The organism is Domibacillus sp. DTU_2020_1001157_1_SI_ALB_TIR_016 (genome assembly GCF_032341995.1).
GTDB classification, from domain to species: Bacteria; Bacillota; Bacilli; order Bacillales; family Domibacillaceae; genus Domibacillus; species Domibacillus indicus_A.
On sequence record NZ_CP135438.1, the window covers coordinates 294,059 to 318,879 of the forward strand.

23 protein-coding genes and 1 pseudogene are annotated in these 24,821 nt (G+C 40.8%); 2 read left to right on the forward strand and 22 right to left on the reverse strand.

The annotated features are described in order from the left end of the window. Window positions 1-751 precede the first annotated feature (751 nt). Window positions 752-1,537, reverse strand: coding sequence for a class I SAM-dependent methyltransferase (locus RRU94_RS01380; RefSeq protein WP_315691475.1), 786 nt, complete (start codon window positions 1,535-1,537; stop codon window positions 752-754). Window positions 1,538-1,830: 293 nt separating this feature from the next. On the opposite strand from RRU94_RS01380, the gene RRU94_RS01385 reads away from it, so the two are divergent. After that, a complete protein-coding gene (locus RRU94_RS01385; RefSeq protein ID WP_315691476.1) occupies window positions 1,831-2,151 on the forward strand; it encodes a hypothetical protein in 321 nt (106 codons plus the stop codon). Window positions 2,152-2,491: 340 nt separating this feature from the next. On the opposite strand, the gene RRU94_RS01390 is transcribed toward RRU94_RS01385, so the two are convergent. The 3 genes and pseudogenes from RRU94_RS01390 to RRU94_RS01400 all read right to left on the reverse strand — a co-directional run bounded on the left by RRU94_RS01390 (window position 2,492) and on the right by RRU94_RS01400 (window position 3,866). Beyond that, window positions 2,492-2,881, reverse strand: coding sequence for a PTS glucitol/sorbitol transporter subunit IIA (locus RRU94_RS01390; RefSeq protein WP_315691477.1), 390 nt, complete (start codon window positions 2,879-2,881; stop codon window positions 2,492-2,494). Window positions 2,882-2,896: 15 nt separating this feature from the next. Then, a pseudogene (locus RRU94_RS01395) lies at window positions 2,897-3,082 on the reverse strand (PTS sorbitol transporter subunit IIB); the annotation flags it as partial. A 250-nt stretch (window positions 3,083-3,332) separates the two neighbouring features. Continuing rightward, window positions 3,333-3,866, reverse strand: a complete 534-nt coding sequence (locus tag RRU94_RS01400) for a DNA topoisomerase (protein WP_315691915.1) — start codon at window positions 3,864-3,866, stop codon at window positions 3,333-3,335. Between the two features lie 238 nt (window positions 3,867-4,104). Here RRU94_RS01400 and RRU94_RS01405 point away from each other — a divergent pair, with 238 nt between their 5' ends. After that, window positions 4,105-4,401: a hypothetical protein gene (locus RRU94_RS01405; RefSeq protein WP_315691478.1), complete on the forward strand. Its 297-nt coding sequence runs from the start codon at window positions 4,105-4,107 to the stop codon at window positions 4,399-4,401. 104 nt (window positions 4,402-4,505) lie between these two features. Here RRU94_RS01405 and RRU94_RS01410 read toward each other — a convergent pair whose 3' ends face one another. The 18 genes from RRU94_RS01410 to RRU94_RS01495 all read right to left on the reverse strand — a co-directional run bounded on the left by RRU94_RS01410 (window position 4,506) and on the right by RRU94_RS01495 (window position 24,753). Continuing rightward, the gene (locus tag RRU94_RS01410) at window positions 4,506-4,898 is read right to left on the reverse strand and encodes a PaaI family thioesterase (RefSeq protein WP_315691479.1); all 393 of its coding nucleotides are present in this window, start codon (window positions 4,896-4,898) and stop codon (window positions 4,506-4,508) included. A gap of 306 nt (window positions 4,899-5,204) precedes the next feature. Then, window positions 5,205-6,533: a prolyl oligopeptidase family serine peptidase gene (locus tag RRU94_RS01415; protein ID WP_315691480.1), complete on the reverse strand. Its 1,329-nt coding sequence runs from the start codon at window positions 6,531-6,533 to the stop codon at window positions 5,205-5,207. Window positions 6,534-6,714: 181 nt separating this feature from the next. Beyond that, window positions 6,715-7,584 carry an AraC family transcriptional regulator gene (locus tag RRU94_RS01420; RefSeq protein WP_315691481.1) on the reverse strand — a complete coding sequence of 290 codons (870 nt, stop codon included), beginning with the start codon at window positions 7,582-7,584 and terminating at the stop codon, window positions 6,715-6,717. Window positions 7,585-7,963: 379 nt separating this feature from the next. Then, complete coding sequence (locus RRU94_RS01425) at window positions 7,964-9,418, reverse strand: glycoside hydrolase family 1 protein (protein WP_315691482.1); 1,455 nt, start codon at window positions 9,416-9,418, stop codon at window positions 7,964-7,966. Window positions 9,419-9,465: 47 nt separating this feature from the next. Beyond that, on the reverse strand, window positions 9,466-11,376 hold the full coding sequence (locus RRU94_RS01430) for a beta-glucoside-specific PTS transporter subunit IIABC (protein ID WP_315691483.1): 1,911 nt from the start codon (window positions 11,374-11,376) through the stop codon (window positions 9,466-9,468). Window positions 11,377-11,968: 592 nt separating this feature from the next. Continuing rightward, a complete protein-coding gene (locus tag RRU94_RS01435) occupies window positions 11,969-12,358 on the reverse strand; it encodes a PTS glucitol/sorbitol transporter subunit IIA (RefSeq protein ID WP_315691484.1) in 390 nt (129 codons plus the stop codon). A gap of 15 nt (window positions 12,359-12,373) precedes the next feature. Beyond that, a complete protein-coding gene (locus RRU94_RS01440) occupies window positions 12,374-13,411 on the reverse strand; it encodes a PTS glucitol/sorbitol transporter subunit IIB (protein ID WP_315691485.1) in 1,038 nt (345 codons plus the stop codon). Between the two features lie 21 nt (window positions 13,412-13,432). After that, window positions 13,433-13,966: a PTS glucitol/sorbitol transporter subunit IIC gene (locus RRU94_RS01445; RefSeq protein WP_251273042.1), complete on the reverse strand. Its 534-nt coding sequence runs from the start codon at window positions 13,964-13,966 to the stop codon at window positions 13,433-13,435. Between the two features lie 40 nt (window positions 13,967-14,006). After that, window positions 14,007-14,375: a transcriptional regulator GutM gene (locus tag RRU94_RS01450; RefSeq protein ID WP_315691486.1), complete on the reverse strand. Its 369-nt coding sequence runs from the start codon at window positions 14,373-14,375 to the stop codon at window positions 14,007-14,009. Between the two features lie 49 nt (window positions 14,376-14,424). Further along, complete coding sequence (locus RRU94_RS01455) at window positions 14,425-15,372, reverse strand: sugar-binding transcriptional regulator (protein ID WP_315691487.1); 948 nt, start codon at window positions 15,370-15,372, stop codon at window positions 14,425-14,427. A 112-nt stretch (window positions 15,373-15,484) separates the two neighbouring features. After that, on the reverse strand, window positions 15,485-16,777 hold the full coding sequence (locus tag RRU94_RS01460) for an NAD(P)H-dependent oxidoreductase (protein ID WP_315691488.1): 1,293 nt from the start codon (window positions 16,775-16,777) through the stop codon (window positions 15,485-15,487). A 570-nt stretch (window positions 16,778-17,347) separates the two neighbouring features. Continuing rightward, entirely contained in the window at window positions 17,348-17,788 is a 441-nt protein-coding gene (locus RRU94_RS01465; RefSeq protein ID WP_315691489.1) for a cupin domain-containing protein, read from the reverse strand. 7 nt (window positions 17,789-17,795) lie between these two features. Beyond that, complete coding sequence (locus RRU94_RS01470; protein ID WP_315691490.1) at window positions 17,796-19,154, reverse strand: RNA-guided endonuclease TnpB family protein; 1,359 nt, start codon at window positions 19,152-19,154, stop codon at window positions 17,796-17,798. Between the two features lie 343 nt (window positions 19,155-19,497). Further along, window positions 19,498-20,313: a pyruvate, water dikinase regulatory protein gene (locus RRU94_RS01475; RefSeq protein ID WP_315691491.1), complete on the reverse strand. Its 816-nt coding sequence runs from the start codon at window positions 20,311-20,313 to the stop codon at window positions 19,498-19,500. 273 nt (window positions 20,314-20,586) lie between these two features. Further along, window positions 20,587-21,036 (reverse strand): ribose 5-phosphate isomerase B, encoded by a 450-nt coding sequence (rpiB, locus tag RRU94_RS01480; RefSeq protein ID WP_315691492.1) that lies wholly within the window; start codon window positions 21,034-21,036, stop codon window positions 20,587-20,589. Window positions 21,037-21,124: 88 nt separating this feature from the next. Continuing rightward, on the reverse strand, window positions 21,125-21,778 hold the full coding sequence (gene fsa, locus RRU94_RS01485; protein WP_315691493.1) for a fructose-6-phosphate aldolase: 654 nt from the start codon (window positions 21,776-21,778) through the stop codon (window positions 21,125-21,127). A 35-nt stretch (window positions 21,779-21,813) separates the two neighbouring features. After that, window positions 21,814-23,832, reverse strand: a complete 2,019-nt coding sequence (gene tkt / locus RRU94_RS01490; protein WP_315691494.1) for a transketolase — start codon at window positions 23,830-23,832, stop codon at window positions 21,814-21,816. 159 nt (window positions 23,833-23,991) lie between these two features. Continuing rightward, window positions 23,992-24,753: a DeoR/GlpR family DNA-binding transcription regulator gene (locus RRU94_RS01495; RefSeq protein ID WP_315691495.1), complete on the reverse strand. Its 762-nt coding sequence runs from the start codon at window positions 24,751-24,753 to the stop codon at window positions 23,992-23,994. Between the last annotated feature and the right edge of the window lie 68 nt (window positions 24,754-24,821).

Below are 24,821 nucleotides of genomic sequence, written 5' to 3' on the forward strand. Positions count from 1 at the left end.
TGGATTAAATAAAAACTCAAGGCATTTCCTGAAACATTCCTACCAACAGTCTGCGTCTCATTTTTTATTACATTCTGTTTAACACTTATAGTGACACCGTTTTCAAAAGTCCTTGTATAAAATCAAGGTTTAGCTACTTCCTAAGGGCTAAATGTTTTTCTTTAATTACTCAGTATAAATTTTTAGTTAGTAATAATTATAACAATACATATAAATGTTGTAATAATTATTACTAAGATAAATACATCTTATCATTAATATTTTTGGAAGTAAACGCTTTTTTGTTAAATAAGGGACAGTTAATAGTAATAAGCATTTAATCTAACGAGCAGAAAACGGCTTTGTTGGAAAACTCAGCAGCCAAAATGTTATAAATATTACCTACTCAAAGGGTAAATCCAAAATTCTTTATTTCTGTAACCCTTTCCACTTTCATTATTTATAGGAATAACTTATCTTGTGAGAATCAAACCAATCTCATTAAGATGAGTCTTGATTTATATGGATAATTTATTGCTCAAGCATTGATAAAATATTCGGCTGCAAATATATATGATGATATTATTTTAGTTTTCATTTAATAAGGGGGTGTGCTGGAGATCTTGGAATAGTAAAAAGCCCGCCAAAAAGTGGACAAGCACTCGACAGGCTCTACATCATTTGTCTTAGGGAATCAAAACATAATTGATATCAAAAATGTTGTCGCACACGGCCGGAATACACTAGCCTGCGAAATAATCAGCAGATGAATCTACACTAATATTTCTCTTTCTTTTCGTACTGCCAAAAACATGGTCTCTCCCTGAAAAGATTGAACTTCGGATGATTCAATTACGATAGAAAAAAACTTAATTAAATGATCTGGTGCAACAATCATTAGCCGGTTCAAATCCCTCTTTTCTTTCAAAGTAAGATTCATCCTGTCACACCATTCATCAAACAAAAATTCTTTTTTAAAAGTAAGTAGAAATTCGATTTGGAATCCATTTCGCTCCAATAATGAAATCCACTCTGTTTTTTTATATGCACGGTAGTGACTGGGATCCCTTTTTTTCTCTATATAATTATAAAAAGCATCATATTCATTTAACTCGGAGACTACACTGTCAATTAAGTAAAACATGCCACCTTCTTTTAGGACTCGAGCAGTTTCACTCACAAGCTTTTCAATATGTCGAAAATGGTGAGGAGCCATTCTGGACGTTACAGCATCAAATTTATTTGATGTAAAAGGCAGCATTGAAACCTCACCTTTTATAAAAGTAATATTTTGATATCCACTAGAGTTGGTAAATCGCTTCCCAGTGTCCAACATCTTGGTTGTCGGGATAAAAGCAGTGACCTTTTCAAATAGAGGTGCTAGTGTGTTTGCTACATCTACACTGCCAGTACCAATATCAAGAAGTTGCTCATTTTTATTTCCGTTCACCATCTCATAAAGAGTTTTGAGATCTTCCTTATCTGCATATACCTTGCTTATTGTGTATTTGCTTGTATTCATTTCAAAATGATTTGCTGTCATTTCTTTACTAAGCATACTCGCTCCTCATTTCATCGTTTTTATTACTTTTCATCAAGACCTTTTTTAAGTTTTGTAGCTTTTCTACTTTATTTTACGATACTCTAGTAATAAAAATAACTTTTATTTTTATTTATGTAAAATTTATTACTTTTTATGTTAACACCCTTTGTTTTCTCTGTAAATACATTTGAAAAGTGTCTTTTATTTGTCTCACTCTTTAAGTTAAGTCCCTCTGTATACCAGCATCTTTCATCCCCCTCTATTCCAAAAGCTCGACTTATAGGCAAAGGTTTAGGGGACTATTTATTATGCTGGGAACCGACGATACATTTAGCTATATGGAAGGGATTTATACACACAGGTTAACACCTGACTACTCCATTGAAATGGGCAAGCGCAGCACCAAGCCTGAATATGCGGTGCTCAATCTGCCGGCAGCCTATTCCCTTACCTATCAAGTGATAGATCTGCTTTATCAGCATTTAGAGATAGATAACCTGCATGTTGAAATGATCGGGAACCGTCTGGTACTTCATATAAAAAACACAATCCTTCGCGGAGATTCAGAAAAATTGGGCGCCAGCTTGCACAAGGCCGCATTCTGTACATCCGAGAGCATGAAGCAATGAGTAATGAATAATGAATTGAAAGAAAAGGAAGTAATATGCAGGAAGTCGCCAGAGATATAATTGAGAAAGTTTAGAACCATGGCAAAAACTGCTCTTTAAATATATAGTTATTGTTCATTTTATAGAAATATTTTGACTTTAACATATAGTGCATTTATTTATAATTTCCTTTGTTTTTTGTAATCCATTAAATTAACGGTTAGTTTAAAACTCAAAAATATAAAAATAGCCGCGGTAAATAAACCGCGGCTGCAAGCTGTCGACTTTGTCGACAGCTATTAGAAAATAAAATAACCGTTAAGCTAGAGTAGTTAGCTTAACGGTCTGATTGATGGTTAAATTATTTTTTAATGATCGATAATTTTGTGGATACGTTGATGTTAGGCATCGCTTTTTCTTCTACACACATTGTTCCCGGCAGATCCGCATGGTCTGCTCCGTTAAATGCGATCGTGCAGTGGCCAAGCTCACTCACTGTCTCATTTACTTTACCGCCGACAAACGTGATTTCATAAGACTGGTCGTCAAATGAGAGGATGTCGCCAGCTTCAATAGTGCCTTCTAATGAAACCACCGTATGGCTCACGGCGATGTCGCGCAAATCCTTTGGCGCACTTTCATTAAAAAGAATGATCATCTTTTCTTCTGCAAACATTTCCACATCTGCACCAAGCTCTGTAACGGTTGACTGATAGATTGTTTTCAGTTGTACACTCTCTTGAATACTCATGATTCTACCTCCTGTTTATTCATACATACCGGAGCTTGCAAAATAAGCAATCACAATTGCAAGCGACCCTGTAATTAAGCGTGACATTAAAACAGCCCGCACCCCAAGTTCTACCGTTTCCGGTTTTGCCTCCCCAAGAGTTAAGCCAACGGGCACAAAGTCTGTGCCTACCTGCGGGTTAATCGCAAACAAGGCCGGAAGCCTTCATTTCTTTTTCTCTCTATATCCAAAAAGCTTTCCGTTTTTTCTCTTTGTTTTATAACGTTCCATAGCTCTTGATTTAATACATTTTTTTACATATTCAATAACAATCCCCCTTAATTATAATTGTAACGGTATAATTAATCAATATATGAACAAAAAAATTATTTGGCATAAATTTAAATATTTTTATTTTATCATCTTCGGCGAGAACACCCCCACTTCAACCGTCAGGTAAGTGGGCGGTAGTTCAATCATCTTTTCTCTGCTTTTTCAGGCTTTCTAAGCAAAACAATATCCTCATTCTGGAGTCTTGTTGCTGTTGTACAGCCTTTTGAATCGTCGAGCTATCCATTTTTTCGGGCATCGTTTCAATCAAATTCTGCACGAATTTTTTAATGTTCTGGATAAAAGTATCGGATGAACCAGAGCCTTCCCCGATCTTTCTTAAATAGGATTCCCATTTTGCGGTCATAGAAGGACTGGATAACAAAGTCCCTTGAATCGCTTCACAAAGAATTTCGGCTTTTTTTGTGCTAAATACAATGTTTTTCTTAACATCAAGATAGCCGTTCTTTTTAATCGTTTCGATAATGCCAGACCGGGTTGCTTCAGTGCCGATCCCCTCTACTTCTTTTAAAATCTCACTATCCGCTTCATCATCGACCATTTTTCCAGCCGTTTTCATGAGGTTGATTAGACCGCCTTCCGTAAACGGCTTGGGAGGACTTGTGCGCCCTTCTTTGCTGTTTAGGACTGCTGCTACATGTTCATCTTTAGAAATGCAATGCTTGGCAGCACGTTATTTGAAGCGTTTTTTCGCCTTAATCCTCTTTTTGGTGAGAAAACAGCTCTTTCCATCCTTTTTCAAGCTCTACTTTTCCAATTGTCTCAAATTCAATATCTTTCACTATCGTTATTTAAAGCTTTATTAGTTAGTCTGTCAGTAAATTATTTGAATTTTACATATAAAGAAATATACACAAACGTATGTAGTTTATCCTATTGTAGGAGGTCCATATATGGAGGAATTGTTCTTTATAAGAAGCATCAAACAGGATGCCACTACGATTGTTTTTGCTGTAAACAACGAAAGTGGGAAAAGGACCTTCAGAAAAAACATTTTTTTCGAAAAGCAATTGATCCTGGTAAATATAGATTTCAACACCCTGGCTAGAAAATATAAAGAATACGCGCTTAAAAGCGGGAAAAGATTCAATCTATTTAGTATAAGAACACATTCAGATACAAGTGATTTTCCCATTGAAACCACGCTGTTCGTTAACTTTCCTACCAAACACATTTTACAGAAATTTTAAAAAATAAAAATAGTGTACCTAATCAAAAGTATACTTTTGATTAGGTACACTATTGCTCGCTAACTTGATGTTTTTTCTCTTGTTCAAGCATTGATTTACTACTTTTAATAGGCAGATTCTTTAATGAAAAAAGTCGCTGTCCCTATTGCAACCAATTGATTTTGATCATTAAAGATCTCAGATGTTCCTACAACCAAGGTTGTTCCTCTATGCAATAACGATGTCTTTGCTAATAGAAATGCTCCATTTGCCGGCTTTATGTAATTAATTTTCAGTTCAACTGTTGAAGACCGCTGATTTTCATATAATGTTGATCGAACAGCACTTCCGATAGAAATATCTATAAGAGAAGCTAGTACTCCTCCGTGAACATTTCCTGAAAAGTTGAATAGGTCTGGAAACAAATCAATTCTCACTTCTGCAGCTCCATCTGCCACATTAATTTCTTTTACATTAAGAAGGTTACGGAAAGGGTTATTTTGGTGTTCTTTTACCATGGAGTATCTTCTCCTTACTTTAGTTTCCAAAAGCGATCAAAAAGAGCAGGTATTAGCCTCCTCTTTTGATTATAACGGTTTCATAGAAATGTTAACACCTGACTATTCCATTGAAATGGGCAAGCACAGCACCAAGCCAGGATAAGCGGGGCTTAATCTGCCGGCGGTCTATTCCCTCACCTATCAAGTGATGGATCTACTTTATCAGCAGGTGTTGGTCGCCAATATGTATATGGCACGGTTAAAGGACCGTTCCATATACATATAAAAGCGCCCTAGCTTAAAAAATAAGCTAGAGCGCATTTTTTACTTATCCAATGATTTATCAGCCAGCCATTCCATCAGCGTGACGGTTTTCCCATCAATTGTCTTTGAAACTTCATTGTTATATACAGGGATCCAAGACCAGTGGCCGTCGTATTCATATGGTGTTCCGTCTGCTTTTTTATACAGGCCTGAAGTATCAACCACTTTGTCGAACAAGGACAGATGAACATCTGTTGCTCCTGCCTCGGTCAGTCGGTTGTACGTTGGAACAACATACTCATTAACAGGTACAGTAGTATCTGTTTCAGCTGCAACGAACCATATTGGGAGGTCCTTCATACTCTGAATGTCTTCATCTGAAATTAGGGTATCCTTTAAAGCTTCGCAAGTCGGGAATGCAGCCGCAAAGTATTCGGGATAATCACGGATCATCAGCATGGTCATATAACCCCCGTTTGAATCTCCGCCAATAAGAATCCGTTCAGGATCAATGTCTTTATTCTTTGCCACATAGTCTTTTATCAGTGACATAAGCGCTTCTTCATATTTTGATGTCCCATCTCCAAATCCCGTAAATCCGTCCATCCAGAAGGTCGGGGTCTGCGGAGCTAGCACATAGGCACCGTCAAAATAGGATTGAATCTCTTCAGAAGCAAAATTGGCTGCCTTATTACCAGAAATCGGGATGGTTGGATCTGTTCCGCCCTCGCCCATGCCGTGAAGCCAGATAATTAATGGATTCTTTTTATTGTCCTCCGCTGGTGCATAATCGGCATAAGTTAACGTTACATCATCGTAAGTCGCTTCTCCGGTGCCAAAATCATCAACCAATTCCCTTACTCCACCAGTAAAGGTATCCGCAACTAATCCAGAAACCTTCCCTGCCGGCGTGAGGATGTCCTTCTGCTGGGTGATCGTGTAATCGCTCTCATTCCAGTCATTTAAAAAAGTTCCCATATCAAAGTTCATTGGTGACCCCAATGTTACAGTCGGGCCAATTTCCATTTCTAGTACTGCATATTTACCTGTTTGGACCGCAGGGTTTCCATGCTTGTCTGCAACATAGGCTTTCGTTACTTTGCGGTACCCTTCCTCCAAAAAAGGATTGGCCAGCCGGCTGTCGTTTCTTTGTACATGGACATTAAACGTATCTGCCGTTACAGAATGTACAGGCACCGGCCTGCCTAAATCGACAATCACCTTGGTAATTGCTGGTCCCCAGTCTTCAATTTCAGTAACAGTCTGGTAGGATGCCGGCTGTGCCTTGACTTCCTTGGCCATCACCCCTGAATTGAACGAGAAGGTGGTACCCGCCGCCAAAGTACATAACAATGTTATTTTCGCTGTCTTCTTGATATCCTTTAACATATTCGTCTTCCTCCTTTTGTTCTGAAAAGATGTTGCTTATGAATCTTATTTAAAAGCGCTTACATACATTTTAAAATATAATTCTAACGAGTTCCTGTCTTTTTTTAGCTTATTTATGGTTAAATCCTGACCATTTAAAAACAAATAGATTGCAAAATTAAATCCTATCGTTTACCCGGCTTCAGCTTCGATTACGCTTTTGTTCTTTTCGGTATTGATAGGCTGTTATGTTATAAGCAGCTTTAAAGACACGGTTATATGACTTTTCATTCGGAAACCCGTGATTTAAGGCAATCTGGATAATAGGGTGATCAGTATTCATCAATTCAGGAAATGATTTTTCCAGGCGGATTGCATTTATGTAATTCAGTACCGTCATCCCTGTATATCTCATGAAAAAACGCGAGAGATACTCTGGTGATAAATTGAATTGGCTTGATAGAATATCCAGGGATAAATTATGCTTATAGTTTTCTTGAATAAAATTTGTAATCATGGCCAGCCGTTCGGTATACTTCCTGGCTTCGATCCTGCTATTGCTCTTTTTCTTTATCTTAAAATGTTTTAACAAGAGATAGACTAATTCATAGGTTAAGCTTGTTACTTTTATGTAGGCTAAAGAGTTTTTTTCAAATTCACGATAGGCATTAATGATGGCATTTAAATTCTTGCGCAGCTCATCAAACTGTCTCTTTTTTTGGCGAGCCTGTTCGCCAATCGATATACAGTCAAATTCTACTTGATCACTGTCAGGAAAAATAGCCTTTAAAAATTCATTGGGGATCAAGAGCGTAACTGCTTTTCGATTCTGGCCTCTATTAACCGAGAAGGAATGAATAGCATTTGAGTTAATGACAACAATATCACCTTCCCCCGATTCATACTCTTTCCCATCAATATAGATATTGTCAATCTTTCCGGAAAGAACATAAGAGATTTCAACACTATCATGCCAATGTCTCGAGATGAATGCCTGATTATCTGAAGTATGGATAATAATTTTCAGGGGCAAATTCTTATGTAGTTTAATCAATTCATAGCTGTATTCCATTACTGTGCCTCCAACCTGTCACGTTTTTTATTCCCACAATACATAAAAAACTCGCGTAGTCTGTGAGTCTTGCTAACTAGTATGAATCTTTCATTCAAGGACAGCCTTTTTCTAGGGAGAGGACTAATCAATTTGTTTAAAGTCTTTCTGCAAAAGATCCTTTTGGTTCCCGTTCAAAAACAATTTTATCGATGATGCGCCCCAAAATACATGATTCAGATCTAGAGCTTGATAAAATATAATTGCATTTACGCCGCTTTAGATATTGCATATTTTTTAAACAGATAAGCGATAAGCTCTTTTATCTTTAGTAATAAAAGGACTGTTCTATTTAAGAACAGTCCTGAAAGAATATTTTTCTCTGTTTATCCTGGCCAAATTAGAGCTTTTCCCCATTTGTTGCGATTACATCTTTATACCAGGAGAAGGATTTTTTCTTTCGTCTTTCTAATGTGCCATTCCCGTAATCGTCCTGGTCTACATAAATAAATCCATAACGTTTTGACATTTCCGATGTTCCGGCGCTGATTAAATCGATGCATCCCCAGCTTGTATAACCCATTAAGTCCACTCCATCCTGGATAGCTTCACCCATTTGGTCAATATGGGCACGTAAATAATCAATGCGATAATCATCATTGATAGAGCCATCCTCCTCAACTTTGTCGTAGGCACCTAACCCGTTCTCTACGATAAATAAAGGAATCTGATAACGGTCATACATTTTCTTTAATGTAACACGCAGCCCTTTCGGATCAATCTGCCAGCCCCAATCTGAGGTTTCCAAATAAGGATTTTTGATCCCGCTAAAGAAGTTTCCTTTTTCTTTTACTTTATCCGGCGCGCCGCTGGCGACCATAGACATATAATAGCTGAATGAAATGAAGTCTACCGTATGCTGCTGCAGGATTTCCTCGTCACCTGGCAGCATCTCAATGTGGATATTATTTTTTTCAAAGTAGCTTAACATAAAGCTTGGATAATACCCGCGTGCTTGAACATCGGTAAAGAATAGATTTTTCTGGTCTTCTTCTAATGCAGCTAACACATCATCCGGGCTGCACGTTTCTGGATACACTTCCATACGAGCCAGCATACAGCCGATTACAGCATCCGGGATCATTTCATGGCAGGCTTTTACGGCTCTGGCACTGGCAACAAATTGATGATGGAGAGCCTGATAAACCGCTTGTTCAACGTGCTCTACCCGATCTACAAGAATGCCGCTGCCGATATAAGGGGAAATAGTCGATATATTGATTTCATTAAACGTTAACCAGTATTTCACTTTGTCTTTATATCGCTGAAAGACTGTTTCGGCGTAATGAACAAAGAAATCAACAAGGCGGCGGTCTGCCCAGCCATTGTACTTTTTCACCAACTGAAGAGGCATTTCATAATGAGACAACGTGACTAGCGGTTCAATGCCATGCTTTAACAGCTCATCAAATACGTTATCGTAAAAAGCCAGTCCTTCTTCATTTGGCTCTTGTTCATCCCCGTTTGGAAAAATACGCGGCCAGGAAATGGACATACGGAACGTTTTAAAGCCCATTTCTGCAAAGAGTGCAATATCTTCTTTATAGCGATGATAAAAGTCAATGCCGCGGCGCTTCGGAAAGTTATCTCCGCCTTTTCCTGCTAATAAATCCTCCAGTTCCTGTTCACCTTTTACGTCCATTTCAATATTATTGCCCCGTTCTTCTTTTGGTACAAATGTGACCATATCAAAAATGGATAATCCTTTACCGCCTTCATTATAAGCACCTTCTAATTGATTGGCAGCGGTTGCTCCACCCCATAAAAAACCTTCAGGAAAACGACTTTTTTTCATTTCATTGCCTCCTATTATCTTTAACGTTTATTCGTTTTCAGCAGCGTCTAAACGTCTAATGTCATTAATGGGTCGCCCCACTTTACCTGTTCCTCTTCTGTTGTGGAAATATCTGTGTAGCGCTCCGAGTCGGTAATGACGACCGGTGTGGACAACTCATAACCTGCTTTTTTAATTTCATCCATGTTAAATTCAATGAGCAGCTGTCCCTTGACTACACGGTCCCCCTGAGCTACATGCGAGGTAAAATATTTTCCATTCAGCTGAACCGTATCCATGCCGATATGAATCAGGATGGAAGAGCCATTATCAGTTGTCAGTCCGATTGCATGCTTGGTTGGAAATAGAGCCGAGATTGTCCCGGAAGCCGGTGCATATAATTTCCCTTCAAGCGGCTCAATGGCAATGCCTTTTCCTAAAGCACCAGACGCGAATGCATCATCTTTTAGATGCGATAGTGGTTTCACGATTCCTTGAAACGGGCTTGCAATGACTTCCTGTTTTGACACCGGGTTTGTTTCTTGAACAGTTCTTGTTGTTTCGATGGTTTGACCTTCTTTTTTCTCTTTTGGAATCCCAAACAATAATGTAAGCACAAAACCAACAATAAAAGCAGCTACAGTTGAAATGATGGCGCCCCAAAATCCAAATGTAATGCCGTCCGTCGGATCGATGAACGTTGGGATACCAAAGATGCCAAGACCGCCAACCATGTACAGCTTTGAATTAGCGAAGCCAAGAATCGCGCCCCCAACAGCCCCACCGATACAGCTCATAATAAACGGTTTCTTTAATGGAAGCGTAATCCCGTAAATTGCAGGTTCCGTTACACCGAAGATACCGGAAATAAAAGCTGGAATGCTGAGTGTTTTTAGTTTTTGCTGTTTTATTCTCATCCAGACGGCTAAAACGGCCCCGATCTGGGCAAAGGATGCTGCAAATTGCAAAGCAAGTACAGGATCTGCTTTGAGCGTGGCAAGGTTATTGATGGCAATTGGCACAAGACCCCAGTGAAGGCCAAAAATAACGAATACTTGCCATAGACCTCCAATAAACAGGCCGGCAATGACCGGGCTTAAATTGTAAATGCCAAGTGTTGCCTGGCCTAAAAGCTGTCCAGCCCATGTTGCAATCGGCCCAATCACGATGAATGTAATCGGTACGACAACAAGCAGTGTCATAAAAGGAACAACAAAGGTTTTCACCACATCTGGAGTGATTTTTTTAAAGCCTTTTTCAACTTTTGAAGCAAAATAAGCTGCAAGGATAATCGGAATAACAGACGAAGCATAACTCATTAAAATAACCGGAATCCCTAGAAACGTAATAAATACGGGTGATTCAAACATGGTTCCTGCGAATAATGTGTAAAGCGGGTCGCCAGCTGTTAAGCCGGAGAGCGTCGGATACACAAGTGCTGCTCCAATGGCCATCCCGATAAAAGGACTGCCGCCAAACTTTTTAATAGCCGTGTAGCCAAGGAAAATTGGGAAGAAGTAGAACAGCGAGTCACCGACTGCATTTAAGATTTGATAAGTACCGGATGTGTTATCCAGCCAGCCTACTGCCACAAACAAAGCGTTTAATCCTTTGATCATCCCGGTTGCCGCTAAAACGCCAAGAATCGGAGTAAAGATGCTTGAAATTACATCGATAAACCGGTTAAACAAATTAGTATTTGACTTTTCTTCTTCTACTGGTGTCGATGAGGAGAAATTACCAACTTCTACAACCGCTTTGTACACATCTGGCACTTGATTGCCAATAACAACCTGATACTGGCCTCCGCTTTTCATAACGGTAACGACATCGTCCATGTTTTTTAACGCTTCAGTATTCGCTTTGCCTTCATCCTTTAATTTAAACCGAAGACGAGTAATACAATGTACTACACTATTGACATTTTCACGGCCACCAACCTGTTCGATTATATCTTTTGCCAGCTGCTCATACTTCATCGGTTCCACCTCCAATAATGGTTAAAGAAGAAAAACCCGGCCTGATCTCAAGACAGAAAAGGTGCGCACGATTCTGTTTTCAGATCAGCCCAGGTATTTCGGATAGAATCAAAACTCCCGGGCCAACTTCATTTTAGGAAACAAAAAAACCTAAATCATACAACGACAGAGAAAGACCTCTGATACGTTGTATGATTTAGGTTTTGCCTGCTTCACCAGTAACAATCCTAAAGGGACTGATATGTAGTTGATAAGTAAAAGATAACAGAAAAAAAACAAAATGTCAACGCTTTCATAATGGTTTTTTTAATAACATGAAAACGATACAATGTTGTGAAAAAGTGTATGTATCTATAAGCCCGGCTTATGCGCAAAGGTTTAGGGGGCTGGTACTTTATCGTTCCAGGAACGGATGAAAAGTGGCGGCTGATATTGACTATAAAATTGACGGTTAGTTCAAAACTCAAAAATATAAAAACAGCCGCGGTAAATAAACCGCGACTGCAAGCTGTCGACTTTGTCGACAGCTATTAGAAAATAAAATAACCGTTAAGCTAGAGTAGTTAGCTTAACGGTCTGATTGATGGTTAAATTATTTTTTAATGATCGATAATTTTGTGGATACGTTGATGTTAGGCATCGCTTTTTCTTCTACACACATTGTTCCCGGCAGGTCCGCATGATCTGCTCCATTAAAGGCGATCGTGCAGTGGCCAAGCTCGCTCACTGTCTCATTTACTTTTCCGCCGACAAATGTGATTTCGTAAGACTGGTCATCAAATGAGAGAATGTCGCCAGCTTCAATAGTGCCTTCTAATGAAACCACCGTATGGCTCACAGCGATGTCGCGCAAATCTTTTGGTGCACTTTCATTAAAAAGAATGAGCATTTTTTCTTCTGCAAACATTTCCACGTCTGCACCAAGCTCTGTAACGGTTGACTGATAGATTGTTTTCAGTTGTACACTCTCTTGAACACTCATGATTCTACCTCCTGTTTATTCATACATACCGAAGCTTGCAAAATAAGCAATCACAACCGCAAGCGGCCCTGTAATTAAACGTGATATTAAAACAGCCGGCACCCCAACTTCTACCGTTTCCGGTTTTGCTTCCCCGAGTGTTAAGCCTACTGGCACAAAGTCTGCGCCTACCTGTGGGTTAATCGCAAACAGGGCAGGGAGGGCGAGGTTTGGCGGGATATTCCCTTTGCCGATTTCCACCCCGACGAGTACACCAACGACCTGGGCAATCACGGCACCCGGTCCAAGCAGCGGTGACAGGATCGGCACGGCACAAATCACCGACAGAACGAGAAGCCCGAAGATATTGCCGGCAAGCGGCGATACAAAGTTGGCAATAATATCACCGATACCTGTGTACAGGATAATCCCAATCAAGGTGCTGACAAGCGCCATAAATGGGATGATATTTTTTAATACCTGCTCAATCGTTTCACGTGCTGCCTGATACAGCACCCCAATGACGCCGCCCATCGAACGGCCCAGCTTTTCAATGATGTTCTGCTTGCGCGGTTCGCCCTTGCTGTCTTTCATCTGCGCAACTTTTTCACGCGCTTCTGCTTTCAGCTGCTGGGCATTTTTCGGATGAGCATCCGCAGTAACGGACGGTGCTGCTGTTCCGTCTGCCGGCTGAATATCCGGCTCCCTGACACCGGAAACAAAGTTGTCTTCTTTAATAAATTTCATTAATGGTCCGGATGGCGATGTAGGTGTTAAATTGATCGTCAATACACCCATTTTAGGATACACACCACAGCGTGCTGTACCGCCACAGTCGATCAACACACAGGCCATTTCCTCTTTTTCAATCGATGTTTTAAAGCCGTCAACTGCCTGTGCGCCGGTTAATTCGGCAATACGCTGGGCAACCGGGTGAATCCCTCCGCCAGTAACAGATACAACATACTTTTTCTGCTCATCCGGCTGGATGACGAGCGGTCCTCCCCATCCGTTGCTGCCTTTAGTAATTTTGACTGCTTTATATGATGGATTTACTGCTTGATTTTCAGACATGTGCTTCTCCTCCTCTCTTCGTTAGTCCGTTACGGAAATACCCTGACGTTTCATCATTGTAATAGTAATGCGTTCTGTGAGAATTCCGCGGATTAACATTACGACCAGTCCAACAAGAAAGAACCGGATGGCCAGTGGTCCTGTTGAAAGGCCAAGCGTTGTAATACCTTGTGCAATTCCCATGTAGATAAACAGTTCTGCCGCATTCGCATGCGGGAAAAGCCCTGTAATCGGATGGAGAAAGGATACGGTTGAATCATAAAATGCCGGCTTCTGGCGTTCCGGAAGGAATTTCCCAAATGTGTAGGCCATTGGATTGGTCAGAAAGAATACCGCCAAAAATGGAAACAATGTATAGCGCAAAATAATATTTTTGGTTGTTTTACGGGCAAAGCGGTCAATACGCTCTTCCCCAATAATTTTAATTAAAGCGTTTACAGCTAGAATCAAACAAATGAGTGTCGGAATGATGCCAGTGAACATGTCCATAAAGGTTTCTCCACCTTTTTCGAACATTCCGATAAACCCCTCTGCGAATTTCACTAAGAAGTCCATTCTTTATTTCCTCCTCTTTTTTGTTCTTATATGCTGAGGTCTAAACCGTGGTTGCCGTATTCATCTGTTGCTTTATTTTTTCAATTGCCATGTTAAGCGGGTTTTTCCATTTTTCATCATACAAGCTTGAAATATGTTTACCTGTAAATTTATGATGGTTTTTAAATTTCGCGAAAACCGTTACTCCATTCATCACGCGGCATTCTTCCACAATGCCTTCTTCATTTGTTACCAAAACGAGAACCGTTCCGGAACCAAGTTTTTTCTTTTCAACACCAACGCCGAGATAGCCTCCTTCTCGATTGCTCATCCGACGTACCGTCATCTGATAATGCTTCATTTGTCTTGCCGTGAGGTAAAATTGAAGCAGCCACATGATGACGAATCCCGCAAGAAGATAACCCCACATTCGATGATCGCTCCTTTACAATGATTAATTGCACCTTTCAGTGGTGAAATTAATCTTTTTCCTCTAAAAGTGCCTGGGCTGTTTCTTCATCGGTGATCAGCACTTCAATTAATCTGCCTTTTAACGCGGCCTTAATCGCTTTTATTTTTTCTTTTCCGCTCGCTACGCCAATCACAAGTGGAAGGTCCTTCAGCTTTTCTACCTCAAACGCAATGATTCGATCATTCCATGCATTCTTCGAAGCAGAGCCGTCTTCATTGATGAAGTTATAACAAATGTCACCCACATCCTGTTGACCCGCAAAGAGATTTTGATATTCTTCACCCAAATAGGATTTCACCATGGTCGAATGCTGCGGCTTGCCGCCAATTCCCACAACAGCAATGTCGGCTTTTTCCGCAAGATCAAATACACTTTTAATCGAAGACTGCTGTTTAAACACTTCTTTTGCTTCTTTGGAATCGACCATTACGGGCGTATGAAGCAGTTTATACTGGGCACGGCACTGGCGGGCCAGCGTGGCCACAATGTGATTCGCATGGATATCAACTCGTTCATTTCCCATGCCGCCTACTAATGGAACAAATACAACAGACGGATACTCCTGGCTTGTCGTAAGTGCTTTGGCAAATTCGTAAAGGGTGGTCCCGGATGAAATACCAATGGTTTGACCATCCTGCATGACTCTCAATAAATACTTAGCTGCTGCTGCACCGAGCCGGCTTTTGGACGATTCTCCGCCAAAACTGGGGATACAGATCACTTCCCGAATGCCATACGAACGCTCCACCTGCATTTCCAGCTGGCGAAATGGATGGATAATATCATCATGAATGATAATTTCCACAATGCCCTGTTCTTTTGCTTTTGCTAAGTATTTCGAAATCAATGAGCGGCTTACGCCCATTTCTTTTGCAATTTCTGATTGTGTGGCGCCTTCTTCGTAATACATGTGCGCCATTTTTACAAGAGACCGCTGGTCTTCAATAAACGTCATTGTTCTTACCCCTTTGACATGCTGATTGAGCAGGGAGCCATGTTTCCATGGGCGTACCCTCCCTGCCCGTTATACAAGTTGTTCAGCATGATCCGCTATGGCAGATAGTTTCTTACAGCGTAATGATGCTCGAAAGAAGCTCTTTTTGCAGGCCATCTTCCTGGAATAAATGATTTTGAAGCTCTCTTAGTTTCCAAACCGTTGTGCTTGGATCGAGTTCTACATCATCTGTTGTTAAGAATTGGCCCTGCTTAATCGCTTTTTTCGCGACAACCGTGCCGCTGATCAAGCCGATTGGAATGTGTCCATTCCGTTTCATATCCTGATGGGTTTCCAGGACACCGCGAACCGCATAACCGCCAATTCCGTCCAGTGTTTCGCCTGGCTGGATATCTTTTTTGGCAACGGCAACGGTATCAGAAATCGGCGTACCAAGCGGGTGAATAGAAGAGTCATGCTGCAGTACTGCTTTAGCAATCGTGATTGGCGTTTCTAAGCTAGCAAGGTGATATGGACGGTACAAAATGTGGTGCTCTCTGTCACCTTTCTTCAGCAAATAATTCAGTTCGTGCGCTACCGCTTCGTTTTGGCCTTTTACGATCACAAATACGCCAGGTGCAAGGCCATCTACATACTCAACTACACCAAAATTGTTTAACACGCCGCCATTTTCTTTCACATCCAAGTCTTTAATCACGGAATCAAGATCTCCAGCAATTCCATGCATGCCCACTACATCCGGTACAAACCCAATCGCATTAGACAGCAGGTTCATTTCAGCCATTGTCTTCGTGCCGTCTTGGAAAGCAGCCAGCATATGAGAAGACATTTTTTTCTTGTCTGCCTCTTCCTGCGCAGTGGAAGGATTGGCTGTGACATTTAATTTATTATTTTTTCCTTTACCAGCAACTAATACTTCCATGCCCATCGTTTTTGCAAATTCATATAACTCAACAACTGCAGCAGGCTCATCACCAGCTGATCCCGTATAAATAAGTCCCGCGTTTGTAAACAATTGATGCATCACAGAACCGATGGTAATGTCTACTTCAACATTTAACAGCACGATATGTTTTTTGGAACGCAGCGCTTCAAGCGAAATGTTGGCTCCAACTTCCGGAACGCCTGTAGCATCTACGATGACTTCAACATGTGGAGATTGAATTACTTCACGAAAATCATTGGATACAATAATCGATTCTTTTCGATCTGCCTGTGCATTATAGTAATCTGCCGCTCTTTGAGCTGCTTCCACATTAATATCACTGATACCGGTTACACTCATGCCCGGAATACGTGAGATTTGCCCGATCATGCCAAAGCCCATTTGTCCAGCACCGATCACTCCCACTTTAATTGGCTGATTTGCTTTTTCCCGTTCTAATAACTGTTGATAAATAGACATCCCTTATACCCTCCTATAATGAATACATGTATTGGTTTCAAATAATTAACATTGGTGAATTCTGTTACACTTTTAACTTATTTTTCACAAATGATAAAACGAGTAACATTTGTTAATACAATCTTACACAGAAATGAAAGGGCTGTCAATAATTTTCTTAATAATTTTTTAGAACCTTGAAGTTCTCCTATTAAAGAAAACTTGTAATCCTCGGGCAGCTTGGATTGGGTTGTCCAATTATCTCTTACAAGTGCTCATATTCAGTTGTTCTGGACAGCATTTTACCGTATTCACGATAAACTCTTTACGAGAAATAAAAATAAAATATAGAAAAACACCTCCAAGTTGTTTTTAGGTAATTCCATACCGATTTTCAACTTAAAGGTGTTTTTTATCTCAATTCATGAAGTTAGTCCCACATTAACCTTGAAGGGTTTTTAAATGCAGCTGTTATTTGGCAACTGTTTAATGTCATAACGGGTGGATATGTAGAAGAAGAAAAAGACATTTAAGTAACAATTGGTTATCAAAGCTTCACCATGTGGCCTTATTACTAATTGCTACAGAATGTTATGATTCATTCACCTTTTTCATCCACGTCTCAATTTCTTTTGATGGTTCTATAACAACCTTATCATCACCAGGTGGTGATTTGATAAAGAAAATTGTTGTTCCTGGTTTGGAACGTTGTGCATATCGAATGCCCGGAGGTGTTACATAAAAGTCTCCTGCATAAAAACTGTATTCTTCTCCACTTTCAATATCGATGTATTCTGTTTCTCCACTAATGATATATTGGTATTCATATGCTTGTGTATGGTAATGTGGTGCTTCACAGTTAGGCTCATTATAAGAGGTAATGCCGATTTCTAATTTATCATCTTGAAAGTGATTTAATTCTTGAGGCCTTCCCAGATTTCCTACCAAGTATTGTCTAGTGGTTTCGTGAACCTCTCCACCTAAATCAAAGATTTTGATGGAGCATCCCTTATCTTGAATACGGTACAACATCAGCGGGTTAAGCTTCCTTCGGAAGCCCGAGTGCATGATGGAGACTAATGAACGAAGACAAGGTCTGGGATGTCCTTATTGCCAGCTCAGGAACTTTTGCCTGAAGTGACAACCATTTCGTTTCCGAAATGGTTTTTTGAAAAGCCCGAATGAAATAACGGGCCCCGATATTATAAGAAGCGGACAAATCCGCGTGATAGACTTTGCCCGTTGAAAACGTGGCAAGGTCTTTTTTCCGGTTCCGTTCCACTTTTCCAGAGCCATCAAATGCCAGGGCGCTGGTGTTTCGCGGATTGATCCGGGATATACGCATGCCCTGGCAGTGCGCCATTTCTTCCACTTTGTTCTGGATGCCTATTTTTCGCCATCCGTGAAGCTTGAAACGAAGTTTCCTGGCTCCATAGAACCCCTTTGGGGTTTTCATTCTGCCCAGATATTCGAATACGATGACGTCACAGCCATGCTTTGCTGCAAATTTTATAATTTCCTGGCTTGTGTGGCGGACAATATGCTGCTGGTACCCATTGATCTGCCGCCAAAAATTCGGTGCCTGAATGCGGCCGCTTGCCCGCTGGGCTTTCCGCAGCTTGTTCGTTAACGTCTGCAGACGGTCTTTTTCTTTAGGCTGGTCAATAAATGTCCGGCCTAAGACAGTGCCTGTTGCATCGATAACGGAACAAACCGCAGAATTCGTCATTCCGAGATCCACCGCACACACTTTTTGTTCTTGAATAGGCGTTTTTGCTAAAGTGACTTTGTTTTCATAGCTGATGGAAAGGAAGAACTTCTTTCCCCGCTTAATCAGCTTAGGGTTGTTCTCTTTCCATTCCCAGACACCCCGTTTATAAAGGTCCTGCCCTTTAAATTCGATATCTGTCCATACCCAGTCATTCTGGTAGAATACCTTGATTTGCGCAGTCGTATCAGACGTCCTGTTGAACATGTTTCCGCGATAAAAAACGGGGAACTCTTTATGCTTCACTTGCAGCCGTGGAGGCTGTTTTTTAAACTTTTTTCCTTCGGAAAGAGCGTATTTCTGCTCTTTTTCCCAATTTTGATAGTTAGAGCGGAAGCTCTTTACTTTGCCAAAAGCGGAAGCAATAGCACTTCTGCGAAAATAGGACGGAAACTTGTAAAAACGTTCGTTAAATTCTTTGTATTTCGGAAGAGGGTTTGATTTGGTTGCGTGAATCAGTTTTTCTACTGCCGGCACAATTGATTTTGTTGTCAGGTCGTCGGTATGATCAAACTCTTTGTCGATCACTTGAATGATGAAAGACAGGGCGTCATTATAAATATCCAGCGTATCATTGAAGATTTCGGTCCGGTTTGTAATTTTGTGCAGCAGTGACTTCGCAACTTTCATGATCAAACCCTCCTTTCCATTTTTTAGTCCTCACGATACGTTGATCGTATCAAAATGGAAATCAATTGTAAAACGAAAAGAGAATCAATATGAGTGATTATAAATAAGAAACGGCAATGGGTCTAATGAAAAAATATATAGAAGAGTAGGAAGAATTAAGACCTTAGCGCCTAACCCCCACTAAATCGGAGGTTTTGAAGGGGAATGCGGCGCTAATTTTTTGTTCAAAAACTTTAGTTATTTCTTTGTTTCTAATAGTAAAGATCTCTTTTGACATATTGATTTCCCCCTTTTATTTTATCTCTCTGTCCTTCATCAAAGATGGATATCATTTCAGCCACTATTAAACACTCATCTCAATGTTTAAAATATCCATGATATAATTTGCTGTTTCTTCGATCGCTTTATTGGAAACGTCAACCACAGGACAACCTACTCGTTTCATCACTCTTTCGGCATAATCCAGCTCTTCAAGAATCCGCTCAAGCTGGGCATAATTCGCTTCTGGCTTTAAGCCTAATGTTTTTAATCGTTCCCTGCGAATATCATTTAACTTGTCTGGACTAATAACAAGACCGACACACCTATTTTTGGGAACACTAAACAGTTCCTCAGGAGCCGGTACTTCAGGAACAAGCGGTATGTTCGCCACCTTGTATCCTTTGTAAGCCAGGTACATAGATAACGGCGTTTTGGATGTTCGTGATACCCCAATTAATACAATATCAGCTTTTACAATGCCTTTGACATCACGGGCATCATCGTACTTTACCGCAAATTCCATCGCTTCTACCTTTCGGAAATAGTCTTTATCTAATTTTCTTATCAATCGAGGCTCACAAATCGGCTCCCTATCAAACTTCGTTATAAATGCATTCATCAGTGGGTGGAGTAAATCCACCGCTAGAACCTGCTCTTCATTTGCTCGTTTATTAAGGTAATCTTTTAAAGAGTCTATAACTAACGTGTAGGCAATAATTGAATTCGTTTGTTTCGCTTTTATAACGACCTCTTCTATATCAGACTCTTTATCGACATAAGAGTTTTGACGAATCTCAAGGTCTCCTCCAATAAATTGGTTAGCAACCGCTTTCACAACAAACTCAGCGGTTTCTCCAACAGAATCCGATAAGAGATAAACGATATCCTTCTTGCGCATGTGGCATTCACTCCTCACTTTTTATAATTTTGTTTCCAGTACCTGTGTTGATCTCTATCAAAAGATTTCAAGCCGTTGAGGCTTTATGCATATTTATTTCATTTTTAGGGGAGCCGCCGAAATCAAATATAAGGCCGCCCTTTGAAATTGCACTTTCATGCTGTATCGCCATAACCAAGCGTGTCCATGTAATCATCATCAAAAAATTAGCTTTTGAATGAACATCGAAAGCATGGAAGTTTTTTTCGCAGGAGAACTTTCTCTTTTGTTTAGTTAAGCGTATTGCTTTTCAATTTCTTTGATTTTATTAACTCTAGTTTCATGCCGGCCGCCTGATTCAAATGGAGTTTCAAGCCAAATTTTCACAATATCACGTGCAAGACCTGGACCAACCACCCGCTCACCAAGTGCCAGCATATTTGTATTGTTATGTTCTCTCGTTGCTTTTGCGCTAAATGTATCGTGAGCAAGCGCACAGCGGATACCTTTTACTTTATTTGCGGCAATACTCATGCCAATTCCTGTCCCGCATACTAGAATGCCTCGGTCTGCTTCTCCGCTTACGACTTTTTGGGCCGCTGGAAATGCATAATCTGGATAATCTACAGAGGCAGTGCAGTCACATCCAAGATCTACGTACTCAAGATTCATTTCTTTTAAAAGAGAGATAATTTCCTGCCGGATTGTAATACCTCCATGGTCAGAAGCGATGACAATTTTCATTTGATTTCCTCCTATATGTGAAGAAGACAGCCAGGAAGTTGCATTTTCCTGACTGTCTTCTATATGGTTAAATTAAACGTATATTTTTTTAGCTAAGCGTTCCCTGAAGTTTCCCCCAGTCCTTCATAAATGTTTCAATGCCGGACGTTGTAAGAGGGTGATTCCATAAAGACGGCAAAATGCTGCCAGGAATAGTGGCAATATGTGCGCCAGCAAGAGATGACTGAACAAGGTGATCCAAGTTGCGAATGCTTGCTGCAATAATTTCTGTCTCATAACCGTATCCTTGCAGTACCTCTTTTAAGTTCCGAACCAAGCTGATGCCATCTGCGCCGATATCATCCAGTCTTCCGATAAAAGGACTGATGTATGTGGCACCTGCTTTGGCAGCCATTAAGCCTTGGGCTTCGGTAAAAATGAGGGTAACGTTTGTTTTAATGCCTTCTTGCGCTAACTGATAGGTTGCTTCCAGCCCTGCTTCGGTCATTGGAATTTTTACGACAATATTATCTGCCCAAGCAGCAATTTCACGGCCTTCCTGAATCATTTCCTCAGCTGTAAGACCGATGACCTCAGCGCTGACTGGGCCACTGACGATTGAACAAATTTCTTGAATGCGTGTTTTAAAATCCGCACCTTCTTTTGCGATAATAGAAGGGTTTGTTGTCACACCATCTACCAGGCCAAGTTTTACAATGCGCTTAATTTCCTCTAGGTTTGCTGTATCCAAAAAGAATTTCATTATCTTTCCTCTTTTCTTAAAGTGATGATAAAAAATTAGGACAAGCGTTTCTTAATTTGTGAAACAATGCTTTCTACTGTAAATCCAAATTCTTTGGCAATTTGTGCGCCTGGCGCAGAGGCACCAAACGTTGGAATACCGACAATTAAGCCTTTTCGTCCCACGTAATTTGCCCAGCCAAATGGCGATGCAAGTTCAATAGCAACATTTAATATATTGTCTGTTCCTAAAATACTGTCTTGATATTCTGCTGTCTGTTTTTCAAACAGTTCCCAAGATGGCATGCTGATAACGCGTGCACGGATTCCTTCTTGAACAAGCTGCTCTCTTACCTGAACAGCAAGTGATACTTCAGATCCTGTTGCCATAAGCTGGACGTCATACTCAACCTGCTCAGTACCTGCTAAAACATATGCACCTTTTACAAGTTGGTTTAGGGCTGTTTCCCGTTCAACCGTTACCTTGATATTTTGGCGGCTCAGTACAAGTGCCACTGGACCATTTTGATTTTCAGCTGCGTATTTCCAGGCAGCAACCGTTTCATTGGCATCAGCCGGGCGAAGCACTGTCACGTTTGGAATCGAACGCAAAGCAGCCAGTTGCTCGATCGGTTCATGGGTCGGACCGTCTTCACCAACAAAAATACTGTCATGTGTGAAAACATACGTAACTGGCAAGTTCATCAAAGCAGCCAGACGAATGGCCGGGCGAAGATAATCAGAGAAAACAAAGAACGTAGAGCCAAATGGTTTAACGCCGCCATGAAGTGCCAGACCGTTTAATACAGCACCCATCGCAAATTCCCGTACACCGAAATAAACGTTACGCCCTTCATACTGACCTGGCGCAAACCGGTCTAATCCATTTAAATGGGTCATAGTCGATGATTCTAAATCGGCAGAACCGCCAAGCAAGCTTGGAATTTGCTGAGCAAGAGCATTCAACACTTGCCCTGACGCGATACGGGTAGAAATTTCGGCTCCGACTTCATATGTTGGCAATGTCTCATCTTGAACGTATAATGGGGCATTTTGTAAGTCTTGTTCAAGACTTTGAGCAAGTTCAGGGAAGGCTTGTTTATATTGTGCGAGTAAAACCTCCCATTGCTGGTTCGCTTCTATGCCTTTTGCCTTGATTTCTTCGTAATGAGCTCTCACTTCTTCAGGAACAAAGAAATCTTCTTGTGGCCATTGGTAGAATTCCTTCGTTAAAGCAGCTTCTTCTTTGCCAAGCGGTGAGCCATGTGTTCCTTGGTGGCCGCCTTTTCCGCCTTTGTTTGGGCTGCCGTATCCCAGTGTCGTAATCACTTCAATCAATGTGGGTTTCGCCGTTTCTTTTTTCGCTTCCAGCAGCGCTTGCTCGATGTTTTGGATATCGTGCTGATTAGATACTTTTAACACTTGCCACCCGTACGATTCAAAGCGCTTTCCTACATCTTCTGAAAAAGAAAGGTTCGCTTCACCGTCAAGCGTAATGTTGTTAGAATCATACATCATCACAAGTTTGCCAAGCTTCAGATGGCCAGCAAGAGACGCAGCTTCTGCTGAAACGCCTTCCATTAGGTCGCCGTCACCGCAGATCACATACGTATAGTGGTCTACAATAGCGAATTGATCTTTGTTGTATTTTGCAGCAAGATGCGCTTCTGCCATTGCCATACCTACGCCCATTGCTACGCCTTGCCCTAAGGGACCTGTAGTTGCGTCAACACCCGGCGTGTGGCCGTACTCTGGATGTCCCGGTGTTTTACTTCCCCATTGTCTGAACTGCTTTAAATCTTCAAGTGATACATCATAGCCGCAAAGGTGCAGCAGGCTGTATAAAAGCATAGAGCCATGTCCTGCCGACAAAACAAAACGATCACGGTTAAACCATTCAGGATTTGCAGGGTTATGATTCATCACCTTGCTCCACAGCGTATAGGCCATAGGAGCAGCGCCCATCGGCATGCCGGGATGGCCAGATTTTGCTTTTTCTACTGCATCAATTGATAACGTTCTAATGGCATTGATCGCTAATTGTTCTACTGAATTTGAAACCGAAACAGTACTCATGTATAGACTCCTTTTTGTCTGAAAATTTGTGCTAGTTCACATGATAAAACACAAAACGAACAAAATCAATCAAAATTTTATAAAAAATGAACATTTATAAACATTTATAAAAAAAATAAAAGTGCAGATGAACTTCTGCACTTTGAAAAATAGTTGAGATTAAACGGTATAAACCGTTACCCCTGCTTCTTGAAATTGTTTGACTTGGGTTTCGGAGGCTTCTTTTCCTGTAATCAATACATCAATTTGAGCAACAGGCGCTACATTATGCAAAGACACACCCCCGAGTTTTGTGTGGTCTGTTACCACAATCGTTTGCTCGGCTGATTCAATCATGCTGCGTTTAGCAGAAACAAATTGATCATCAAAATGAGTTAATCCAAGCTTTGGATGAATCGCTGGAATAACAATAAAGGCTTTCGTCACATGCAGCTTTTTTAAGGCATGGTCTGTAAAAAGACCATTTAACATGTAACTTTCGGGAGAAAGTACCCCTCCTGTTACGATCACTTTAATATCTTTGTTATTCTGCAATTCCGCTGCAATTTTAATATCGTTGGTGACAACAGTAATATTGGATTTGGCAGCCAACAACCGGGCGATTTGAAAAGTTGTGGTTCCTGAATCCAAAATAATGCTATCTCCTTCGTTGATCATTTCTATCGCACGTTCAGCAATGGACGTTTTTTCCTCAACACGTTCATTCACGCGGACCGTAAAAGAAGGTTCTGAACTCACCCTTTCCACAAGAACTACTCCACCGTGTGTTCTTCTTAAACGTCCTTCTTTTTCAATTTCACTTAAATCTCGTCTGATGGTTGCTTCGTGGACACCAAAGTCCTGGGAAAGCTGCGCCACTGAAGCTACACTATGTTTTCGTACATAATCAATGATTTTCAACTTTCTTTCAGCAGCAAGCAATGGTTGATCTCCTTTCTTTTGATTTGTGTATTTTTCACAACTGTTCACCCATTTTATCATAGTGTTTT

What these genes read in the sequence shown, in the direction of transcription:
- RRU94_RS01380 (WP_315691475.1), bottom strand. Translation starts at nt 1,537, where the DNA reads ATGCTTAGTAAAGAAATGACAGCAAATCATTTTGAAATGAATACAAGC.
- RRU94_RS01385 (WP_315691476.1), top strand. Translation starts at nt 1,831, where the DNA reads ATGCTGGGAACCGACGATACATTTAGCTATATGGAAGGGATTTATACA.
- RRU94_RS01390 (WP_315691477.1), bottom strand. Translation starts at nt 2,881, where the DNA reads ATGAGTATTCAAGAGAGTGTACAACTGAAAACAATCTATCAGTCAACC.
- RRU94_RS01405 (WP_315691478.1), top strand. Translation starts at nt 4,105, where the DNA reads ATGGAGGAATTGTTCTTTATAAGAAGCATCAAACAGGATGCCACTACG.
- RRU94_RS01410 (WP_315691479.1), bottom strand. Translation starts at nt 4,898, where the DNA reads ATGGTAAAAGAACACCAAAATAACCCTTTCCGTAACCTTCTTAATGTA.
- RRU94_RS01415 (WP_315691480.1), bottom strand. Translation starts at nt 6,533, where the DNA reads ATGTTAAAGGATATCAAGAAGACAGCGAAAATAACATTGTTATGTACT.
- RRU94_RS01420 (WP_315691481.1), bottom strand. Translation starts at nt 7,584, where the DNA reads ATGGAATACAGCTATGAATTGATTAAACTACATAAGAATTTGCCCCTG.
- RRU94_RS01425 (WP_315691482.1), bottom strand. Translation starts at nt 9,418, where the DNA reads ATGAAAAAAAGTCGTTTTCCTGAAGGTTTTTTATGGGGTGGAGCAACC.
- RRU94_RS01430 (WP_315691483.1), bottom strand. Translation starts at nt 11,376, where the DNA reads ATGAAGTATGAGCAGCTGGCAAAAGATATAATCGAACAGGTTGGTGGC.
- RRU94_RS01435 (WP_315691484.1), bottom strand. Translation starts at nt 12,358, where the DNA reads ATGAGTGTTCAAGAGAGTGTACAACTGAAAACAATCTATCAGTCAACC.
- RRU94_RS01440 (WP_315691485.1), bottom strand. Translation starts at nt 13,411, where the DNA reads ATGTCTGAAAATCAAGCAGTAAATCCATCATATAAAGCAGTCAAAATT.
- RRU94_RS01445 (WP_251273042.1), bottom strand. Translation starts at nt 13,966, where the DNA reads ATGGACTTCTTAGTGAAATTCGCAGAGGGGTTTATCGGAATGTTCGAA.
- RRU94_RS01450 (WP_315691486.1), bottom strand. Translation starts at nt 14,375, where the DNA reads ATGTGGGGTTATCTTCTTGCGGGATTCGTCATCATGTGGCTGCTTCAA.
- RRU94_RS01455 (WP_315691487.1), bottom strand. Translation starts at nt 15,372, where the DNA reads ATGACGTTTATTGAAGACCAGCGGTCTCTTGTAAAAATGGCGCACATG.
- RRU94_RS01460 (WP_315691488.1), bottom strand. Translation starts at nt 16,777, where the DNA reads ATGTCTATTTATCAACAGTTATTAGAACGGGAAAAAGCAAATCAGCCA.
- RRU94_RS01465 (WP_315691489.1), bottom strand. Translation starts at nt 17,788, where the DNA reads ATGTTGTACCGTATTCAAGATAAGGGATGCTCCATCAAAATCTTTGAT.
- RRU94_RS01470 (WP_315691490.1), bottom strand. Translation starts at nt 19,154, where the DNA reads ATGAAAGTTGCGAAGTCACTGCTGCACAAAATTACAAACCGGACCGAA.
- RRU94_RS01475 (WP_315691491.1), bottom strand. Translation starts at nt 20,313, where the DNA reads ATGCGCAAGAAGGATATCGTTTATCTCTTATCGGATTCTGTTGGAGAA.
- rpiB (WP_315691492.1), bottom strand. Translation starts at nt 21,036, where the DNA reads ATGAAAATTGTCATCGCTTCTGACCATGGAGGTATTACAATCCGGCAG.
- fsa (WP_315691493.1), bottom strand. Translation starts at nt 21,778, where the DNA reads ATGAAATTCTTTTTGGATACAGCAAACCTAGAGGAAATTAAGCGCATT.
- tkt (WP_315691494.1), bottom strand. Translation starts at nt 23,832, where the DNA reads ATGAGTACTGTTTCGGTTTCAAATTCAGTAGAACAATTAGCGATCAAT.